General features: G+C 30.9%; 21 protein-coding genes. 5 read left to right on the top strand and 16 right to left on the bottom strand.

Annotation, left to right across the window (positions count from 1 at the left end):
* The first annotated feature begins 115 nt into the window (after nucleotides 1-115).
* Genes BGS43_RS04680 through BGS43_RS04660 form a run of 5 tightly spaced genes read left to right on the top strand, consistent with a single transcriptional unit; the run spans nucleotide 116 to nucleotide 4,069 of the window.
* Nucleotides 116-1,303 carry a M48 family metallopeptidase gene (locus BGS43_RS04680; protein ID WP_096568996.1) on the top strand — a complete coding sequence of 396 codons (1,188 nt, stop codon included), beginning with the start codon at nucleotides 116-118 and terminating at the stop codon, nucleotides 1,301-1,303.
* The gene (locus BGS43_RS04675; protein WP_058001825.1) at nucleotides 1,300-2,100 is read left to right on the top strand and encodes a HemK/PrmC family methyltransferase; all 801 of its coding nucleotides are present in this window, start codon (nucleotides 1,300-1,302) and stop codon (nucleotides 2,098-2,100) included. Before BGS43_RS04680 ends, BGS43_RS04675 begins: the two co-directional genes overlap by 4 nt.
* 41 nt (nucleotides 2,101-2,141) lie before the next feature.
* Nucleotides 2,142-2,615 carry a DUF4149 domain-containing protein gene (locus BGS43_RS04670; RefSeq protein ID WP_002787413.1) on the top strand — a complete coding sequence of 158 codons (474 nt, stop codon included), beginning with the start codon at nucleotides 2,142-2,144 and terminating at the stop codon, nucleotides 2,613-2,615.
* Nucleotides 2,616-2,650: 35 nt separating this feature from the next.
* Nucleotides 2,651-3,400, top strand: a complete 750-nt coding sequence (flaC, locus tag BGS43_RS04665) for a flagellin C (protein ID WP_002825400.1) — start codon at nucleotides 2,651-2,653, stop codon at nucleotides 3,398-3,400.
* A gap of 36 nt (nucleotides 3,401-3,436) precedes the next feature.
* Nucleotides 3,437-4,069, top strand: a complete 633-nt coding sequence (locus BGS43_RS04660; protein ID WP_096568993.1) for a YggS family pyridoxal phosphate-dependent enzyme — start codon at nucleotides 3,437-3,439, stop codon at nucleotides 4,067-4,069.
* A gap of 16 nt (nucleotides 4,070-4,085) precedes the next feature.
* On the opposite strand, the gene dnaE is transcribed toward BGS43_RS04660, so the two are convergent.
* The 16 genes from dnaE to BGS43_RS04580 form a co-directional block, all read right to left on the bottom strand.
* The gene (gene dnaE, locus BGS43_RS04655; RefSeq protein WP_096568990.1) at nucleotides 4,086-7,688 is read right to left on the bottom strand and encodes a DNA polymerase III subunit alpha; all 3,603 of its coding nucleotides are present in this window, start codon (nucleotides 7,686-7,688) and stop codon (nucleotides 4,086-4,088) included.
* 200 nt (nucleotides 7,689-7,888) lie between these two features.
* Nucleotides 7,889-8,218 carry an ArsC/Spx/MgsR family protein gene (locus BGS43_RS04650; protein ID WP_096568987.1) on the bottom strand — a complete coding sequence of 110 codons (330 nt, stop codon included), beginning with the start codon at nucleotides 8,216-8,218 and terminating at the stop codon, nucleotides 7,889-7,891.
* Nucleotides 8,215-9,558 carry a class II 3-deoxy-7-phosphoheptulonate synthase gene (locus BGS43_RS04645; protein WP_002825397.1) on the bottom strand — a complete coding sequence of 448 codons (1,344 nt, stop codon included), beginning with the start codon at nucleotides 9,556-9,558 and terminating at the stop codon, nucleotides 8,215-8,217. The genes BGS43_RS04650 and BGS43_RS04645 overlap by 4 nt, the downstream gene beginning before the upstream one ends.
* Before the next feature lie 23 nt (nucleotides 9,559-9,581).
* Nucleotides 9,582-9,995: a hydroxyisourate hydrolase gene (gene uraH / locus BGS43_RS04640; protein WP_002825396.1), complete on the bottom strand. Its 414-nt coding sequence runs from the start codon at nucleotides 9,993-9,995 to the stop codon at nucleotides 9,582-9,584.
* 151 nt (nucleotides 9,996-10,146) lie between these two features.
* On the bottom strand, nucleotides 10,147-10,503 hold the full coding sequence (rplS, locus tag BGS43_RS04635; RefSeq protein WP_002776507.1) for a 50S ribosomal protein L19: 357 nt from the start codon (nucleotides 10,501-10,503) through the stop codon (nucleotides 10,147-10,149).
* Nucleotides 10,504-10,513: 10 nt separating this feature from the next.
* Nucleotides 10,514-11,218 (bottom strand): tRNA (guanosine(37)-N1)-methyltransferase TrmD, encoded by a 705-nt coding sequence (trmD, locus tag BGS43_RS04630; RefSeq protein WP_060786200.1) that lies wholly within the window; start codon nucleotides 11,216-11,218, stop codon nucleotides 10,514-10,516.
* Nucleotides 11,215-11,754 (bottom strand): ribosome maturation factor RimM, encoded by a 540-nt coding sequence (rimM, locus tag BGS43_RS04625; RefSeq protein WP_002781561.1) that lies wholly within the window; start codon nucleotides 11,752-11,754, stop codon nucleotides 11,215-11,217. The genes trmD and rimM overlap by 4 nt, the downstream gene beginning before the upstream one ends.
* A complete protein-coding gene (locus BGS43_RS04620) occupies nucleotides 11,747-11,989 on the bottom strand; it encodes a KH domain-containing protein (RefSeq protein ID WP_096568984.1) in 243 nt (80 codons plus the stop codon). The genes rimM and BGS43_RS04620 overlap by 8 nt, the downstream gene beginning before the upstream one ends.
* Before the next feature lie 5 nt (nucleotides 11,990-11,994).
* Nucleotides 11,995-12,222: a 30S ribosomal protein S16 gene (gene rpsP, locus BGS43_RS04615; protein WP_002776499.1), complete on the bottom strand. Its 228-nt coding sequence runs from the start codon at nucleotides 12,220-12,222 to the stop codon at nucleotides 11,995-11,997.
* Between the two features lie 67 nt (nucleotides 12,223-12,289).
* Nucleotides 12,290-13,627: a signal recognition particle protein gene (gene ffh / locus BGS43_RS04610; RefSeq protein WP_096568981.1), complete on the bottom strand. Its 1,338-nt coding sequence runs from the start codon at nucleotides 13,625-13,627 to the stop codon at nucleotides 12,290-12,292.
* Between the two features lie 67 nt (nucleotides 13,628-13,694).
* The gene (locus BGS43_RS04605; protein ID WP_060786198.1) at nucleotides 13,695-14,447 is read right to left on the bottom strand and encodes an RluA family pseudouridine synthase; all 753 of its coding nucleotides are present in this window, start codon (nucleotides 14,445-14,447) and stop codon (nucleotides 13,695-13,697) included.
* The gene (waaA, locus tag BGS43_RS04600) at nucleotides 14,428-15,585 is read right to left on the bottom strand and encodes a lipid IV(A) 3-deoxy-D-manno-octulosonic acid transferase (RefSeq protein ID WP_002825391.1); all 1,158 of its coding nucleotides are present in this window, start codon (nucleotides 15,583-15,585) and stop codon (nucleotides 14,428-14,430) included. The genes BGS43_RS04605 and waaA overlap by 20 nt, the downstream gene beginning before the upstream one ends.
* On the bottom strand, nucleotides 15,582-16,298 hold the full coding sequence (locus BGS43_RS04595) for a zinc ribbon domain-containing protein (protein WP_002825390.1): 717 nt from the start codon (nucleotides 16,296-16,298) through the stop codon (nucleotides 15,582-15,584). The genes waaA and BGS43_RS04595 overlap by 4 nt, the downstream gene beginning before the upstream one ends.
* 9 nt (nucleotides 16,299-16,307) lie before the next feature.
* On the bottom strand, nucleotides 16,308-17,033 hold the full coding sequence (locus BGS43_RS04590; protein WP_002825389.1) for a Nif3-like dinuclear metal center hexameric protein: 726 nt from the start codon (nucleotides 17,031-17,033) through the stop codon (nucleotides 16,308-16,310).
* Nucleotides 17,020-17,883 (bottom strand): glycine--tRNA ligase subunit alpha, encoded by an 864-nt coding sequence (gene glyQ / locus BGS43_RS04585; protein ID WP_002776485.1) that lies wholly within the window; start codon nucleotides 17,881-17,883, stop codon nucleotides 17,020-17,022. The genes BGS43_RS04590 and glyQ overlap by 14 nt, the downstream gene beginning before the upstream one ends.
* A 1-nt stretch (nucleotide 17,884) precedes the next feature.
* Nucleotides 17,885-18,439 carry a DUF3972 domain-containing protein gene (locus tag BGS43_RS04580; RefSeq protein ID WP_096568978.1) on the bottom strand — a complete coding sequence of 185 codons (555 nt, stop codon included), beginning with the start codon at nucleotides 18,437-18,439 and terminating at the stop codon, nucleotides 17,885-17,887.

The raw sequence follows: 18,439 nt of genomic DNA, 5'->3' as shown, positions 1-18,439 counted from the left end.
TTTATAAATATACACCAACTTAGTTGAAAAGAATATTATTTTAGATTTTAAACTATTAACTTTATTTCATTATTTTAAGCTAGAATTCGCAAAAAATAAATCAAGGAAAAAATAAATGACTTTAATTGCAATTTTATGTCTTTACACAGCACTTTTATCTTGGATTTCCTATGCTCAAATTCGTTTCTTAGAAAGAGAAAAAGACAAACAAGCACAAATTTTAAGTGAGGAAGATTATCAAAACGCAGCCGATATTGCTATAGAAAATGAAAAATTCAAGCTTTTTTCAAATTTTTATATGCTGATTGTTAATATCGCATGGATAGGTTTTGGATTTCTTTACCTAAAAGAACTATTAATCAGCGAAAACTCTCGCCTTGAAAATACTCTATTTTTACTTGCTTTTTTAATTATCACAAGTATTTTAAATTTGCCTCTAAGCATTTATGAAAGCTTTGTTAAAGATAAGGCTCATGGTTTTTCAAATATGACTTTAAAACTTTTTATCAAAGACACTATAAAAAGCCTTATTTTAACTTTGATTTTTGGATTTTTAATCCTTTATGCCCTACTTTTTTGCTATGATTTTTTTGGTACTTTTTGGTGGCTTGCAGCTTTTATTTTTGCTTTTTGTGTGATAGTGATCATAAATGTTATTTATCCTACTCTAATCGCTCCTATATTTAACAAAATGGAAAAATTAGAAGATGAAAATTTGCTAAGTAAAATCAATGATCTAATGAAACAATGTGGCTTTAATGCGAATGGGGTTTATGTGATTGACGCTAGTAAAAGAGATAAGCGTTTAAATGCTTATTTTGGTGGGCTTTTTAAAAGCAAAAGAGTGGTGCTTTTTGACACACTTTTAAAAGCCTTAAGTGAAAGAGAGCTTCTAGCAGTTTTGGGACACGAACTTGGACATTTTGTTCACAAAGATATTATAAAAGCCCTAATCAATGGGGCAATCACTATGTTTTTACTTTTCTTTATTTTTGCTCATTTGCCTGATTTTGTATATCTAGAAAGTCATCTAGAAGGAGTTAATGGGGGTGTTTTTGCTCTTTTATTTATATTTGCAAATATTTTTAGTTTTATCATCTCTCCTTTAATAAATGCCTTAAGTAGAAAAAATGAATTTGCAGCAGATCAACACGGAAGCAAACTTACAAGCAAGGAGGATATGAAAAATGCACTCTTAGCTCTAGCAAGAGAAAATAAAGCTTTTATTAAAACAAGCAAGATTTATACCTTTTTTTATCTTAGTCATCCAAGCATTAGTGATAGAATCAAGGCTCTTTCTTGACCATAAAAAACGCTCTTATAGAAGCTAAAACTAGACTTGAAAAACACGAAAATGAAGCCTTATTTATACTTTGTGAATATCTAAAAAAAGATAGGACTTGGATTTTTTTAAATCAAGATCTAGAATTTGATTCCAAGCCCTATTTTGAACTTATCAAACGCTTTCAATCAGGGGAACCTTTTGAATACATCTTTGAAAAAGCAGATTTTTGGGGCTTGGAATTTAAAGTAAAAAAAGGGGTCTTAATCCCACGCTATGATAGCGAGATTTTACTTTCACAAATTCTTAAAATTTGCAAAAATAATAATTTTCAAAATATATTAGAAATAGGCTTTGGAAGCGGAGTTTTAAGTATAGTTTTAGCTAAAGAATTGGGATTAAAAATTACAGCTTGCGATATCAATCCTAAAGCTTTACAATTAGCCTTAGAAAATGCCAAATTGCACAAAGTTGAAGATTTAATCGACTTTAGACTTTGTGACTTTAAACAAGTAAAAGAAAATTATGATTTTATTTTTTCAAATCCTCCTTATATACAAAATTCATATCCCATAGATCTTTGGGTGAAAAATGAACCAAAAGAAGCCCTATTTGGAGGAGAAAAAGGGTATGAAATTTTAGAAGAAATTATAACTTTCTCTATTGAAAAAAAGGTTAAAATTTTAGCATGTGAATTTGGTTATGATCAAAAAGCAATTTTAAAACAAATTTTATATCAAAAAAATTTTCAAGCTGAATTTTTTCAAGATGAGCAGGAGTATGATCGTGCTTTTGTTGCTCAATTTACTAAAAAATAAGCTTTATACGCTATCATAAATTAAAAAATTAAGGAGAAAAATTGAAAGCAATCAATTTATTTTTACTTGCAGCTATGATTGGCATAGAGCTTATACTTGGCATAGTTGTTGCACCAGTAATTTTTTACCCAGCTAACCTTATAGGCGAGGGAGTTTTAAGTCATTTTCAAAGTGGCTTAATGATGACTCAAATTTTTATTAAAATGGGATATTTGTTAATTTTTGTTTCTATTATTAATTTATTATTTGAAATCTATTCTTTTGCAAAAGAAGATATGAAATTTCAGATTAAATTCTCAAAATTAATGCTTACTATACTCATTTTAATTTTGAGCTTAGTGTTTGTTTTGTATTTTACAAATACCATTATTGAACTTCAAAATTTGGGCGAACAAGCTACAAAAAGCCAAGAATTTCTTAGTATACATAATGCAAGCGAAGTGGTTATAAAAATTATTTTATTAATGCAAGTTTTTCTATATTTCTTAAGCTTTAAAATAGCAAAAAAATGCTAGAATATTTTATAAAAATTTAAAAGGAGAAGTAAGCTATGATGATCTCTGATGCAAGCATGATGCAACAAAATTATTATTTAAATAATGCTCAAAAAGCTAGTGAAAAAGCTTTAGAAAACATTGCAGCTGTCCGTGCGATAAGTGGGGTTGATAGTGCTAATTTAGCTATTGCTGATTCTTTAAGATCTCAATCAAGCACTATAGATCAAGGCATTGCAAATGCCTATGACGCTATTGGTGTTTTACAAATTGCAGATGCAAGCCTGACAAATATTTCTCAAAGTGCTGATAGACTTAATGAACTCTCCGTAAAGATGAATAATGCAGCATTAAGTGATTCTCAAAAAAGCATGCTAAGAACAGAAGCAACACGCATACAAGAATCTATCAGTGATTCTTTTAATAATGCTACCTATAATGGAAAAAATGTATTCCAAACTATGAATTTTGTAGTAGGAAGTGGAACTGAAACGACCAATTTAAATCCATTGGCAACTAGTGGTCTTAGCATAGATAATCAAGACAGTATTACAAATTTTATGGATCAACTTGGTGCTTTAAGAAGTGAAATAGGATCGGGTATCAATGCCATCACTTCTAATATCAATGCTAGTGTGCAAAATAGCATCAATACTAAAGCAGCTGAAAATAATTTGCTGAATAATGATATGGCAAAAAATGTCAATGATTTTAATAGCAATTACCTAAAAGAAAATGCAGCTGCTTTCGTCGCTGCACAATCTAACATGCAACTTCAAAGCAAAATTGCTAGCTTATTACAATGATAAAAGCCCTAATCTAGGGCTTCTCTTTTTGTGAAAATGACTTTAGAACAAATTTTAGAAAAAACCAAAAATATCCGCCTTATAGCAGTAAGTAAATATGTTGATGCAAGCGTTATTGAAAAACTTTTTACTCAAGGAATTACAGAATTTGGAGAAAATCAAGTTCAAGCTTTAATGCAAAAAAAAGAAATTCTTGATAAAAAAGATTTAAATATAAAATGGCATTTTATAGGAACACTACAAAGTAATAAAATCAATCTTTTAATCAAGCAAAAACCAATACTCTGGCATTCTTGCAATGGATTAAAAATAGCTAAAGCTATGGATAAAAGACTAGATTATAAACTAGATACCCTGCTAGAAATCAATAGCGCTAATGAATTAAGCAAAAGTGGGCTTAACTCAAATCAAGCCATAGAAGAATACCTACAAATTCAAGAAGAATGTCCTAATTTAAATCTTTGTGGAATTATGAGCATAGGTTCACACAGCGAAGATCAAAGAGAAATTGAAAAAAGTTTTGAAACAACCTATAAAATCTATGAAAAACTTCAAAAACACGGGGCTAAAATTTGCTCCATGGGGATGAGTAATGACTTTGAAATCGCCATTAAGTGTGGATCTAATATGGTAAGGCTTGGAAGTATTTTATTTAAAAATTTAAAATAAAATCTCCCCTAATCCTTTACCCTGCATATTTATTGATAATTTTTTCACTAACACTATCAGAAATAACAAAATCAGTATGATAAAGCAAGCAAGAACCAGTGCTAACGATCTTTAAGACAAGCTTTTTATTGCCTTTTTCATTTGGATTATGTGCACTTCTTGCTATTTCGTGAATTTCATAAACAAGCTCTCGATTTAATCTTGAAAGATCAAGTTCTATGATATTGTTTTCAAATTCTTTAGGCTCTGCTATAAAATCTTTATTTTCTTGAGTATTTTTCTTGGCGTTAAATTTTTTTACCGCCTTAATCTCTCCTTCTTGAAGCTCCTCTAGGGTTTTGATTGATCTTAAAGCTAGACTATCTAATTTGCCCTCCTCTGCCCTATAACTTAACAAAAACCCATAAGCTTCATTTTTGGAGGTTTCATTTTTTAAAATATTTTCAAGCTCTTCTATGTTAGACTCAAAAACCGTCACTTCAAAAGTAGAATAAAAATCCAATATCTCAAGCCTGCCATAACGCTTATTATTTTTACTCATCATAGATTTAAAGCTTTCAATCTTTCCTATACTTAAAATTTCTCCACTGCCTTTAAGTGTTGAAAAATCTATACTTTTTACATAATCTATTTCCTTAAATTTATCATAAAAACGATCAAGTGGGTGTCCTGAAACATAAATTCCCAAAATCTCTTTTTCAAATTCAAGTTTTTCCATAACCTCAAATTCTTCATTCTTAGGCACTATATTAACTTGCAAACCAACAGTTAATTCATCTTCTCCAAAAAGAGAACTTGCTGCATTTTTTCTTGCATCGGCCATTTTTTTAGAACCTTCAGTTAAATTGTCCATATTATCAAACAAACACTTTCTTGTATAGCCAAATTCATCAAAAGCACCCGCTTTAATAAGGCTTTCTAGGGTTCTTTTGTTGATCTTTGTAGGCTCTATCCTGCTTAAAAAATCATCAATATTTTTAAATTCGCCTCGCTCTCTTGCTTCGAGTAAATTTTCAACTGCAGGAATTCCCACACTTTTAATAGCTCCAAGTCCATAAACAATAGCATCTTTACCATCTTCTTGCTCTACTGCACTAAATTCGCGTATAGCTTTATTAACAGAAGGTGGAAGAAGCTTGATATTCATTTTTTTCATTTCATCGATATAAACAGCGATTTTATCGACATTATTTTCTTCACTTGTTAGCAATGCTGCCATAAATTCACTAGGATAGTAGGTTTTTAAGTACGCTGTTTGAAAAGTGATCAAGGCATAAGCTGCAGAGTGAGATTTGTTAAAACCATATCCTGCAAATTTAACAATCAATTCCCAAAGCTCTTCGGCTTTTACTCTATCATAACCCTGCTTTTCAGCACCATCAGCAAATTCACTTTTTAATTTTTTCATTTTTTCAGGATCTTTTTTACCCATAGCGCGGCGCACCACATCAGCACCACCTAGTGAAAATCCTCCTATAATCTGAACAATTTGCATAACTTGCTCTTGATAGACAATAACCCCGTATGTAGGCTCTAATACACTTTCAAGAGTATCAAATGGATATTCTATCTTTTTAAGCCCATGTTTTCTATCTATAAAATCATCAAGCATTCCTGATTCCATAGGACCTGGACGATAAAGAGCAAGAACCGCGATAATATCTTCAAAACGCTCAGGCTTTAATCTTGCATTTAAGTTTTGCATTCCGCCTGATTCTATTTGAAATATTCCTAAGGTATTCCCACTCTGTATGGTTTTATAAACTTTAGCATCATTTACATCGATAGCTTGCCAGATTATGTCTTTATTATAACGCTTTTTAATGAGTTTAATAGCATTGTTGATCAAAGTTAAGGTTTTTAAACCCAAGAAATCAAATTTGATTAAGTCTACATCCTCTAAATGATCTTTAGAGTATTGTGTAACTAAATGTCTTTCATCGTTTTTACTCTGTCTAAAAAGAGGAGTTTTTTTCCATAAACTTTCATTAGAAATCACAACACCTGCTGCGTGCATACCTGCATTTCTATTGAGTCCTTCAAGAGCCTTAGCATACTCCCAAACTTCAGGACCCTTTGGATGACGCTCTATAAATTCTTTAATCTTTGGTTCTTTTTCGTAAGCTACATCAAGAGTGATTTTAAGTTCTTCAGGTATAAGCTTGGCAAGTTCATCTGCATCAGGAATACTCATATCACAAACCCTTGCCACATCACGAATCACTCCACGAGCCAAAAGCTTACCAAAAGTAATAACCTGTGCAACCTTATCAGCTCCATATTTATCAATCACATAATCAATCACTTCTGCGCGTCTATCTTGACAAAAATCCACATCAATATCGGGCATTGATACGCGTTCTGGATTTAAAAAACGCTCAAAAAGCAAACTATAAGGAATAGGATCTAAATCCGTGATTTTTAAAGAATAAGCGACCAAACTACCCGCAGCTGAACCCCTTCCAGGACCTACAGGAATTCCTTTATCTTTAGCCACTTTGATAAAATCATGAACGATTAGCATATAGCCTGAAAATTTCATTTTTTTTATGATATTGATTTCAACTTCGAGCCTTGTTTTATATTCTTCATGCTTGCTTATATCAACGAATTTTAGCCTTTCCTCAAGTCCTTTTTTACAAAGCTCATCAAAAACCACATCATCATTATCAAAACTAAATTCTTTACCTTCTTCGGGCAAGCTTATATTATATTCTTTTGCATATTCTCTTGTGAATTTAAAATTTGGCGGAGTGGGATTTCCTAAATTTAGCTCTAAATTACATTTATTAGCAATTTCTTGAGTATTTTCAATAGCTTCAGGTATATCAGCAAAAAGCTCGCTCATTTGCGCTGGAGATTTGACATAAAATTCATGAACGCTATGGCGTAAACGATCAGGATCGTTAAGCTTTTTACCCATAGCAATGCACATAAACACCTCATGAGCAGCCGCTCTTTCTTTGAAAGTATAATGAGTATCATTTGTAGCAATAATTTTAATATTTAATTCTTTTGAAAGTCTTATAATATCATCATCTATAGCTCTTTGATCTCCTATACCATGGCGCATAATTTCAAAATAAAAATCATCGCCAAAAACTTTTTTATACCATAAAGCTGCCTCTTTGGCCGCCTCATAACCTTTAGCTCCAAAACGAACATTTCTTTCGCTATGAATATTTAAATGCCAATTTACCTCACCTTGCAAGCAAGCCGAAGAACAGATAAGCCCTTCGCTATGCTCTTCCAAAAGCTTTTTATTAATGCGTGGATAATAATACAAACCCTTGATATAGCTTTGAGAACTTAGATACATTAAATTTTGATAACCAACCTCATTTTTTGCATATAAGCAAAGATGAAATCTTTGACGCGAGCTTTTATCTGAAATATCTTCATGATTATGCAAATACGCTTCAAGACCTATGATGGGTTTCAATCCCTCAGAACGCATAGTCTGATAAAAATCAATTGCTCCAAACATATTACCATGATCTGTCATGGCTACACTTGTAGCACCCTGCTCTTTAAGGGTTTTAGCTAATTCCTTAAGCTTATTGGCTCCATCAAGCAAAGAATATTCTGTATGCAAATGAAGATGGGTAAATTGGCTCATCGTCTTCCTTGAAAATATAAATACTAAAGATTTTGATAAAAATTATAAATTTTTATTGCTGAATTTGAAAGAATTTATGACTAAAAATTACCTGAAATTTATCATGATAATTTTATCACCATCAGCAAATATATTTTAAAAAAATAAAATGGTAAAAGTTTTTAAGATTGAAAGAATGAATCATCTTTCAAAAGATAAAATCACAAAATTTGTTCATATTCTTTGCCAATATAAATTTGGCTATCCTTTTCTATAACAGGACGTTTAATACAACTTGGATTTTCTAAAATAATATTTTTCAACTCAAGCTCGCTTAAGCTCTCTATCTTATCTTTATTTAAACCGAGTTTTTTTGAAGTAGTGCCTGCAGTATTGATAATTTCACTAAATCTTTTATATTTAAGCCAGTTTTCAAGCACGCCCAAATCAATCTTTTTAATATCAATAAAATCAAATTCTAGAGCTTTTTTATCTAAAAACTCTAGAGCTTTTTTTACGGAATTACAGTTTTTAATCCCATAGACTTTCATTTTCTTGCCTTTTTAACCAAATCAGCAATCAAAAACGCAAGCTCAAGGGCCTGATCTGCATTAAGTCTTGGATCACACTGTGTCTCATAGCGTTTTTCTAAACTTTGCGCAGTAACATTACTCGCACCACCCGTACATTCGGTTACATCCTGTCCTGTCATTTCAAGATGAACTCCACCTGCATATACACCTTCGCTCATAGCTATTTCAAAGAAATATCTTACTTCTTGCATGATTTTATCAAATTCGCGAGTTTTAAAATCCCCTGCTTTTACTGTATTACCATGCATAGGATCTATGCTATAAACTAAATTTAAGTCCTCTTTTTTAAGTTTAGAGAAAATTTTAGGTAAATGAGTCGCTATTTTTTCAGCACCCATTCTAATGATGATATTTAATCTACCCTCTTCATTGTTTGGATTTAAAGCATTAGCTAAAGCGATTACATCATCAGCACTTGCATTTGGGCCTATTTTTACTCCTAAAGGATTTCTAACTCCACTTAAAAAGTGTACATGAGCTTCATCAAGACCCCTAGTTCTCTCACCTATCCAAAGCATATGAGCTGAACAATCATAAATTTCGCCACTTAAGCTATCCACTCTAGTTAAAGCTTCCTCGTAAGGCAAAAGCAAAGCTTCATGAGAAGTATAGACATCAACTTCTTTTAAGCTTGGAGTATTATAGGTATTAATACCACAGGCCTCCATAAAATCTAAAGCCTGAGAAATTTTCTCACTGATATCGGTGTATTGTTGATGCAGCTCGCTTTTTTTCAAAAAACCTAAATTCCATCGATGCACCTCGTGTAAATTAGCTAATCCCCCTTTAGCAAAACCGCGCAATAAATTTAAAGTAGTAGCACTTTGATAGTAAGCTTCAAGCATTCTATTTGGATCAGGAATTCTAGCTTTTTCATTAAATTCAAAGCCATTAATGATATCACCTCTATAACTTGGAAGCTTTACTTCATTTATCTCTTCATAATCGCTACTTCTTGGCTTAGCAAATTGCCCCGCCATACGACCAATTTTAACAACGGGACAACCACCCGCAAAAGTTAAAACTATAGCCATTTGAAGTAAAATTTTAAACATATCTCGTATATTTACTGCTCCAAAATTTGCAAAACTTTCTGCACAATCTCCACCCTGAAGTAAAAAAGCTTCTTTTCGGCATACTCTTGCTAAAGCACTTTGAAGCTCTCTAACTTCACCTGCAAAAACCAAAGGAGGAAGTTTTTCAAGTTTATTTAAGACTTTATTTAGCTCCTCTTGATTAGAATAAATAGGCTGCTGCTTAATAGAAAAATTTTTCCAAGAATTTTTAGTCCAAGTCATCGTTATTTCCTAAAGATATAATTTTAACTTCCCCTATAGGTTGAGTAACCAAAAGGAGATAAGGTAATAGGTACATGATAATGTTTTTGATCTTTTAAAAGTTCAAAACTTACTTCTACAAAGGGGTAAAAACTATCAACTTTATGTGATATATAATAATCTTTGGTATAAAATTTGAGTTTATAAACTCCAAAAGAACGATTTTCTGTTTTTTCATAAGGAAGAAAATCTGCTATTCTACCATTCTTTTTTGTAAATTTTTCACTTATCTTGACCCATTGTTGATTTTGATCCAAGTTATAAAGCTCTACTTTTACATTAAATGCGGGTTGGCCAGAGTTAATGTCTAAAATATGGGTACTTAACTGATATTCAGTTGCATTTAGAAATATTGGTATGCTTATGAGAGCCAATAAAATTTTTTTTGTAGAAAGCATATTTTTCTCCCTTAATAATATTTTATATATCTAAATCATAACAAAATATTATTAACAATAATAACTAAATAATAAATTTTATAAATTAGTTAAAATATATTTATTTAAAAAACAGAAAGATGCTAAATCTGCAAAATAATAATTTTGCAGATTATTTTTTAAGTTCTTTAATACGTGCTGCTTTACCGCGTCTATCTCTAAGATAGAACAATCTAGCACGACGAACACGACCTTTTCTTACAACAGTAATACTCTCTAAACTTTCGCTATAAATTGGAAAAATTCTTTCTACGCCAACATTATTAGCACCCATTTTGCGAACGATAAAAGTTTCATCTACACCATTACCTCTTCTAGCTATACAAATTCCTTCAAAATTTTGAATTCTAGTTTTATCGCCCTCTTTGATGCGAATTGCAAGTCTTAAAGTATCGCCAGCACGAAATTCTGGAACATTTTTTCCCTCAATTTGTTTTGCTTCAAATTGTTCTATGTATTTATTTTTCATAAAAAATTCCTTATTTTTTGCGTTCATGCTCTAAAAATAAATCTGGACGAAAAAATTTCGTTTTGCAAGACGCTAAAGTAGTTTTTAAAGTCGCAATTTTAGCGTGATTACCCTTTAAAAACTCTGAAGGAGTATAAAATTTCTTAAAATTTTGTTCAAAAATAAAAGGTTTTGCAAATGAAGGAGCTTCTAATAAATCATTTTCGAAACTTTCCTCTTCCAGGCTGCAAGCATTACCCAAAACTCCATTGATATTTCTTGCAATAGCATCACAAAGAATAAGCGCTGGAAGTTCTCCGCCCGTTAAAATAAAATCTCCTATGCTAAACACTTCATTAGCAAAAATTTCTATTACTCTTTCATCAATGCCTTCATATCTCCCACAAACAAAAACAATATTTTCTTTCTTGCTTAATCTTTTTGCATCTTTTTGATTGAAAGTTTTTCCACTTGGATTTAGAAAAATAAAATAAGGATCTTTTTCACTATCTTTGATAAATTTTAAAGTGTTATAAAGAGGTTTAATTTGCATTAACAAACCAGCTCCACCGCCAATTTTATAATCATCTACTTTATGATAAATATTATCTGTAAAATCTCTTGGGTTTAAAAAGTCGAGTTGAAAAAGCTCTTTTTGAATTGCTCGGGCAAGAATAGAATCTTTAAAATAAAATTCAAGCAAATTAGGAAACAAAGAAACAAAACTAAACTTCATGAATTTTCTAAGATTAAAAAAGCATCTTTGGTGCAAAAAATAGAATATTTTTCTATATCAATTTTATTGACATATTTATCAATATAGGGAATAAAAAAAGTTTTAGCATAAGCTTTATCAATTAACTCTTGATCGCTTTGAATTTCAAATAAATAAGAATCTCCTACTTCAAGAATATCCACCACTTTCCCCAACCTTCGCTCATCATCGAATACTTCGCATTTTAAAATATCAAAATAAAAAAATTCATCCTTTTTCAATATGCAAGTTTGTCTTGTAGCTTCAATACTTTGATAAAGAATTAGATTAATAAGCTGTTTTGCAGCTTCAACATTCTCATAACCTTCAAACAAAACAGAAGAGTTAGCTAAATTGTAGTGTTTAATTTTCAACTGACTTTTGCCATTTTCAGTGAAAAAAGAAGCTCCTTTTTTAAATTGCTGGATAAAGTCACTTAGGTTGTAAAGTTTTAAATACCCTTTAAGTCCAACAGTTTTTCCAAGTTTGGCAACTTGAATAAAATTTCTTTCACTCAAGTGCTTTAACCGTTACACGATAACTCATTGAATCTTTGCTTTTACAAGCTGAGACAACTGTTTTTATTGCATTGATCATTTTTCCATTTTTGCCGATAAGCTTACCGGTATCAATTTTATCAGCATAAAGTATGATTTCAGCAAAATTTTCATCAAGCTTTATTTTTTCTGTTGTAATTTTATCCGGATAATCTGCTATGAGTTTAGCGTATTCTCTTAAAAAATTTTCTACCATGAAATTTATTTACTAGTAATAGAAGCTACTTTATCACTAAGTTTTGCACCAACGCTTTTCCAATAAGCTAGACGCTCAGAGTCAAATTTTACCACTTCAGGCTCAACCATAGGATTATAATATCCAATGCTTTCTATCCATCCACCATCACGACGTTTTCTACTATCTGTTACTACTATACGATAAAATGGTCTTTTAGTTCTTCCCATTCTTGTAAGTCTGATTACTGTCATATACACTCCTTAAAAATAAAAATTTTTTAACTATAGATACTATTAAAAGTATTTATAGATAAAAAATCTAAAATTGTCTTCTAGCTTGATTCATCATTTGCATTAAACCATCCATACCCTTTTTTCCTGAAAATCTCTTAGCAAGTTTAGCAGCATTTGAAAATTGTTTTAAAAAGCGATTAACTTCAACTTGAGACAATCCAGCGCCTTCTGCTATACGACGCTTTCTAGCATTATTAAGTAAATCTGGATTTTCTCTTTCTTTTGGTGTCATAGATGAAATCATGGCTTTAATATGTATAATTTCTTTAGAATTATCCAAATCAAGATCTTTTACACTTGAAGCAACATTAGAAAGTCCAGGTATCATTCCCATAATAGACTTTATACTACCCAATTTTTTAACACTTTCCATTTGAGTTAAAAAATCATTGAAATTAAACTCACCTTTTTTGATTTTTTGATTTAATTTCTTAGCCTCTTTTTCATCGATAATGGCAGCAGTTTTTTCAGCTAATGTTGCCAAATCCCCTTCGCCCATTATACGATTAACTATTCTTTCAGGAATAAAAATTTCTAAATCCGCTATCTTTTCACCCACGCCTACAAATCTTAAAGGGATTCCAATTTGCTTCGTAATACCTAAAGCTATACCCCCTTTGGCATCTGCATCAAATTTAGATAAAATAACTCCTGTAATATCCAAAAGCTCATTGAAACTTGAGGCTGTTTTAACACCATCTTGTCCACTCATAGCATCAGCGACATAAAAAATTTCATTCGGATTTAAAGCATTTCTTACCGCTTTTAATTCATTCATTAAAGCCTCATCAATAGCCAATCTTCCTGCAGTATCGACTAGCAATACATCCGCCATAGAATTTTTTGCTTTTTCTAAAGCTTGTTGTGCAACTTTAATCGGATCTTTTTCATTTTCGATATAAAAAAGATCTAACTCATTGGCTTCACAAAGCTGTTTAAGTTGCTCTACTGCAGCCAAACGCTGTAAATCACAAGCAGCTATTAAAACTTTTTTATTGCGAAGTTTTAGGTAGTTGGCAAGCTTAACCGTACTTGTGGTTTTACCTCCACCTTGTAGACCCACCATTAAAACAACAGTTGGAGGCTTAGTAGCAAAAACAAAACCTTGATTTTTTCCATCAGCATTTAAAATATTTTCTAAATTGGTTTTAATAGCTTCTAAAAATTGCTTTTGTCCTATGCCATTTTTTTTAACATCTTCTTCAATAAGCAAAAGCAAATCTTTAACCACTTTATGGTGCACATCTGCTTTTAGTAAGGCTTTTTTTAAGGTATCTAAAGCATTTTTAAGCGCTTTTTCATCATCAACAAAACGAAGTTTATTAATCGCTGATTTAAAAGATTCGCTGACTAATTCAAACACTTTATTACCTTTCTATTATTTTTAAATTTTAAGTTGAGTATTATACAAAATCTTTTCTTAAATGGCTTTAAAAATCTAAATTTTTTATCTCAAAACCAAGCTTTGAAAAGCTAGAATCTAATTCTGCCTTAAATTGATAATTTAAAATTCGAATTTCATGACTATGCAAATACATCCTATCGCTTGAAATTTTAGCATATTTTTCATCTCCTATAATTCCATGCTTGATAAATTTAGCATGCACTCTTATTTGATGGGTTCTGCCTGTTTTAATGATAATTTTAGCCAAAGTTTTTTTAGCTTGCATCATAATAGGAGTAAAAATACTGACCGCGCTTAAACCCTCTTTAGAAATTTTGCTCAAAGCTCCATTCTTAGTTTTTATGGTTAATATAGGCTCATCAATCTCAATTTCTTCTGCTAAAATTCCATCCAAAACAGCTATATAGCTTTTATAAACTCTTTGTTTTTTAAACTCTTCAATGCATATTTTTCGAAAATCTTCATTTTTACAAAGCAGTATAGCACCACTAGTTTCTTTATCAAGACGGTTAAGTAACTTTGCATTGAATTTTTTTTCAAGTTCTTCACTGATATAAGCATAGGGTTTATTTATGGCTATGATATTTTCATCTTCAAAAATTACTTTAGGCTTGCTAGTTTTTACAATGCTAAATTTCGTCTTATCACTCATCAAAGCTCTTGCTACAACTACCTTTTTACCATGAGAAAAAACGCAACCTTTATCTATCAAATCTTTTGCTTCGCGATTTGAAATATTTTCTTGCAAAGCTAAAAGTTTATATGCTTTTTCTTGCATCGATACCTTCCTGTATAGCTTGGATTATTATTGATAAATCATTATTTTGTGCTATTTTTGCTTTTAAATTATAATTATGGGTTATACCATCAAGCTCTTTTAAATCTTCGCAAAAACAGACATTATCTACTTCTTGAAATAAGCTTTTTTGATTATGTATATAAATCCCACTTATCAATACATTATTAAAATGAGCTACTTCTATGGGATTATGTCCTCCTATCCCTTCAAAAAAAGAACCTCCCAACACAACCACATCTGAAATGGCGTAAAAATTTACAAGCTCACCCAAACAATCTAATAATAAAATATCTTGATTAAATTTTTTATCTTCATTTTGCAATAAACTAAATTTATCAAATTTTAAACCTTTATCGTGCAGTAATTGTTCCACTTCTAAAAAACGCTCAGGATGCCTTGGAGCGATGATTAATTTCTCTTGTTTATCCATCTTATAATGCTTGAGCAAAAGTTCTTCTTCGCCCTTATGAGTGCTTGCAAAAATAATCAATTTTTGCTTAGGTTTAAAGTATTTTTGTGTAGGAAATATTTGCAATTTGGATTTAATATTTGAAAAAATTTTAACATTTTTAGCACCCAAATCTTCTAATCTTATTTTATCCACCTCACTTTGTGCAAAAACTTCATCTATATAACAAAAAATTTTCTTATAAAAAAATCTAAATTTTTTATAGCTTGCATATGAATTATCTGAAATTCTAGCATTTAGCAAAATAACCTTACTTTTTTGAAGCTTTGCTATAAAAACGAGCATTAACCAATACTCGGCTTCAAAAATCACTAATACCTTGCTAGGTTTAAGCCAAAATGGAATCCAATTTTCAAAAACAAGATAATTTACCTTATTGCAAATTTTCTTAGCATAATCATAACCCGTCTGCGTAATAGTCGTAACTCTTGAATCAAATCTTAAAACAAGCTCTTGAATACTTTTTGCCTCTCCATATGAGCAAACATGAAAATGCACATCCGATCTTTTTTGAGATATATTACGAAAGAGAAAAAATCTAGCCTTTAAGCTATATTTATATTTTGGCTTAAATAAAGAAAGTAAAAAAATTGGGATAGCGCAGAGTAAAAAAGCTATCCACACTAGAATATAATACAAAAAAATCAATTTTGATCTTCTTGCTCTTTATATAAAATTCTTCCACAATGAGGACAAGTTATAATCTCTTCACCCTTAATCACTGATAAATAAGTTTTATCATAAATTTTCATAAAGCAGCCATAACAAGCTTGTTTTTTAACGGGAACTACGGCTGTATTTTTAGCCCATTTTCTAATCTTCTCATAAAAGCTTAAAACTTTTTGATTCATCTCTGCAACTAATTTAGTCTTTTTAGTATAAACATTCATTCTTTCTTTCTCCAAGCCATCCATTTGAGAACTAATGCTTACTTTTATTTCATCTAAATTTTGCTCTTCTTTTGTTCTTTCTTCCAAAAGTTCTTTTTTAAAAAGCTCTTTATTTTCTAAAATTTTATCCAAACGAACAATCTCATCATTAGCCGCATCAAGCTGCTCTTTAGCGATATCTTCTTCGATTTTTAAAGCATTTGCTTCTTTTTCTGTCTTAACAGCTCCACTCTTTTTAGAAAGCTCTTTGATTTTAGCTGAAAACTCTGAAATATGAGCGTTATTTTGAACTTTTTGATTTTCTACATCTTGAATTTCATTTTCTAAATTATTTAATTCAACATTAAATTTAGCAATCTTATTTTCAGCATCTTTTAAAGTCTTGCTAATACTTTCCATCTTCGGTTCAAAGCTGTCAATTTCTTGATCTATTTTTGATAAAAGCACTAATTGTTCGAGATATTTATTCATTTATTTTCCTTAAAAATATTGAAATGGATTTTTTGAAACTGTTATTATAACTTTTAGCGGCAAATTTTTCAAGTGTTTTGCTAAACATTGAGCAAAATAGCGTTCGCTCTCAAAATGTCCTAAATCAATCAAATTTAGATGATTGCTTATGGCTTCTAAGGCTTGATGGTATTTAAAATCGCCACTTAAATAGCAATCTGCCTTAACTTCATTTAATAAATCTCCCCCGCTCCCTGTGCAAACAGCTAAGCGTTTCAAATATTCTTTTCCACAAAAACTTGTTCTTAGAATTTCTAAATTTAAACGCTTTTTAACCACAATACAAAGCTCTTCAAAACTCATATCTACATCTATATAAGCTAAAAATTTATCTTTAGAAGAAATTTCAAATCCCAAAATTTCTTCTATAAAATAAGTATTTAAATGGCTAAGATCAAAATTAGTATGCATAGAAATTAAAGAAAGATTTTTTCTAAGCATTTCCTTAACAAAAGCTCTAGGATAGGTTGAATTTGCCAAATCCTTCAAGCCTTTAAAAATTAAAGGATGATGCGTGATAAATAAGGAATTTTCTTCTGCATTTTGGATCAACTGCTCATCTATATCAAGGCTTAGATAAACATTATGAATTTCATCGTTAAAATTCCCAAGTAAAAGACCGCTATTATCCCAAATTTCTTGAGTTTCAAAAGGGCTTAGCTTGTCTAAAAAATTATAAATTTCAATCAGTTTCATCTAAATTTTTCTTATAAATTTCAGCACAAGTTTTCGAAAGCTCGCGAATTTTTAGCATATAATCTTGTCTTTGTGCAACAGAAATAGCACCTCTTGCATCAAGTAAGTTAAAAGTATGAGCTGCAAGCATACAATAATCATAAGCAGGCAAAGCCAATCCCTGTTCTAAAATACTTTTACATTCTTTATAAGTATTTTCAAATTGCTGATTTAAAAAATCTACATTGCTGATTTCAAAATTATATTTACTAAATTCATACTCGCTGCGTTTATGCACATCTGCGTATTTAATTTTTTCCCCATTAAATTCGCTCCAAACAATATCATAAACATTATCTACATTTTGGAGATACATAGCAATTCTCTCAAGTCCATAAGTGATTTCAGCACTTACCAAATCTACTGCGATTCCACCAACTTGTTGAAAATAGGTAAATTGAGTTACTTCCATACCATCAAGCCAAACTTCCCAACCAAGACCCCAAGCGCCAAGACTTGGACTCTCCCAATTGTCTTCAACAAAACGCACATCATGGCTTTTAAGATCAAAACCTAAATTTTCAAGGCTTTTTAAATAAAGTTCTTGAATATTATCAGGACTTGGCTTCATTAGGACTTGAAATTGATAATAGGCTCCTAGACGATTAGGATTTTCTCCATATCTTCCATCTGTTGGACGACGCGAAGGAGCTACATAAGCAGTAGCCCAAGGTTTTTTGCCTAGACTTCTTAAAAAAGTTGCTGGATGGAAAGTTCCAGCTCCTGCTGGCATATCGTAAGGCTGCATGATTGCACAACCTTGTTTTTGCCAAAACTCTTGTAAATTTAATATCATCTGAGAAAAAGTCATTTTAACCTTCTTTATTTTCATTTAATTTTTCATTTGCTGTACTAGAATTTTCATCTTTTTTCATTTCTAAATCAGGCTCAGTTCTTGCCCCAAAAATTTCAGCTGTCTTACTCCACATAAGCTTATATTTACGTTTTAAAAATTCTATTTCTTCTCGGGCGTGTTTTAATTCATGATTTAAAGTTTCAATAGTTTTTCTATCTTCATCATAAAGCTCTTGCATTGAATAAAGTGCATCTTTTAAAAATTTATTTTCATTTTTTAAAGCATCAAGAGTTTCATCCTTTGCATCTAAAACCTTCTCATGCAAATTTAAAATTGTTCCTATAGTCTTTTCTACAAAGCTTTCTCCTGCCAAAGTCATAGAATTTACCATAGCAAGCTTTGAGTTAGAAGCGCTTGGAACAACGCTAAAAGTTCCTTGGTTTGCTTCGATATAAATTTTTCCCTCTTCTTCTTTGAAATTTAAAGCACCATTTGCCATCATTCCTTTTACAACATCTTCATTTAAATGCACAAGTTTACAAAATTCTTGGAGCTCTAAATAAGTTTGCAT

The sequence above is a fragment of the Campylobacter sp. 110 genome, assembly GCF_002383965.1.
Lineage (GTDB): Bacteria > Campylobacterota > Campylobacteria > Campylobacterales > Campylobacteraceae > Campylobacter_D > Campylobacter_D coli.
Note: the sequence above shows the minus strand (reverse complement) of the source record. Positions and strands in the feature narration are given on the sequence as shown.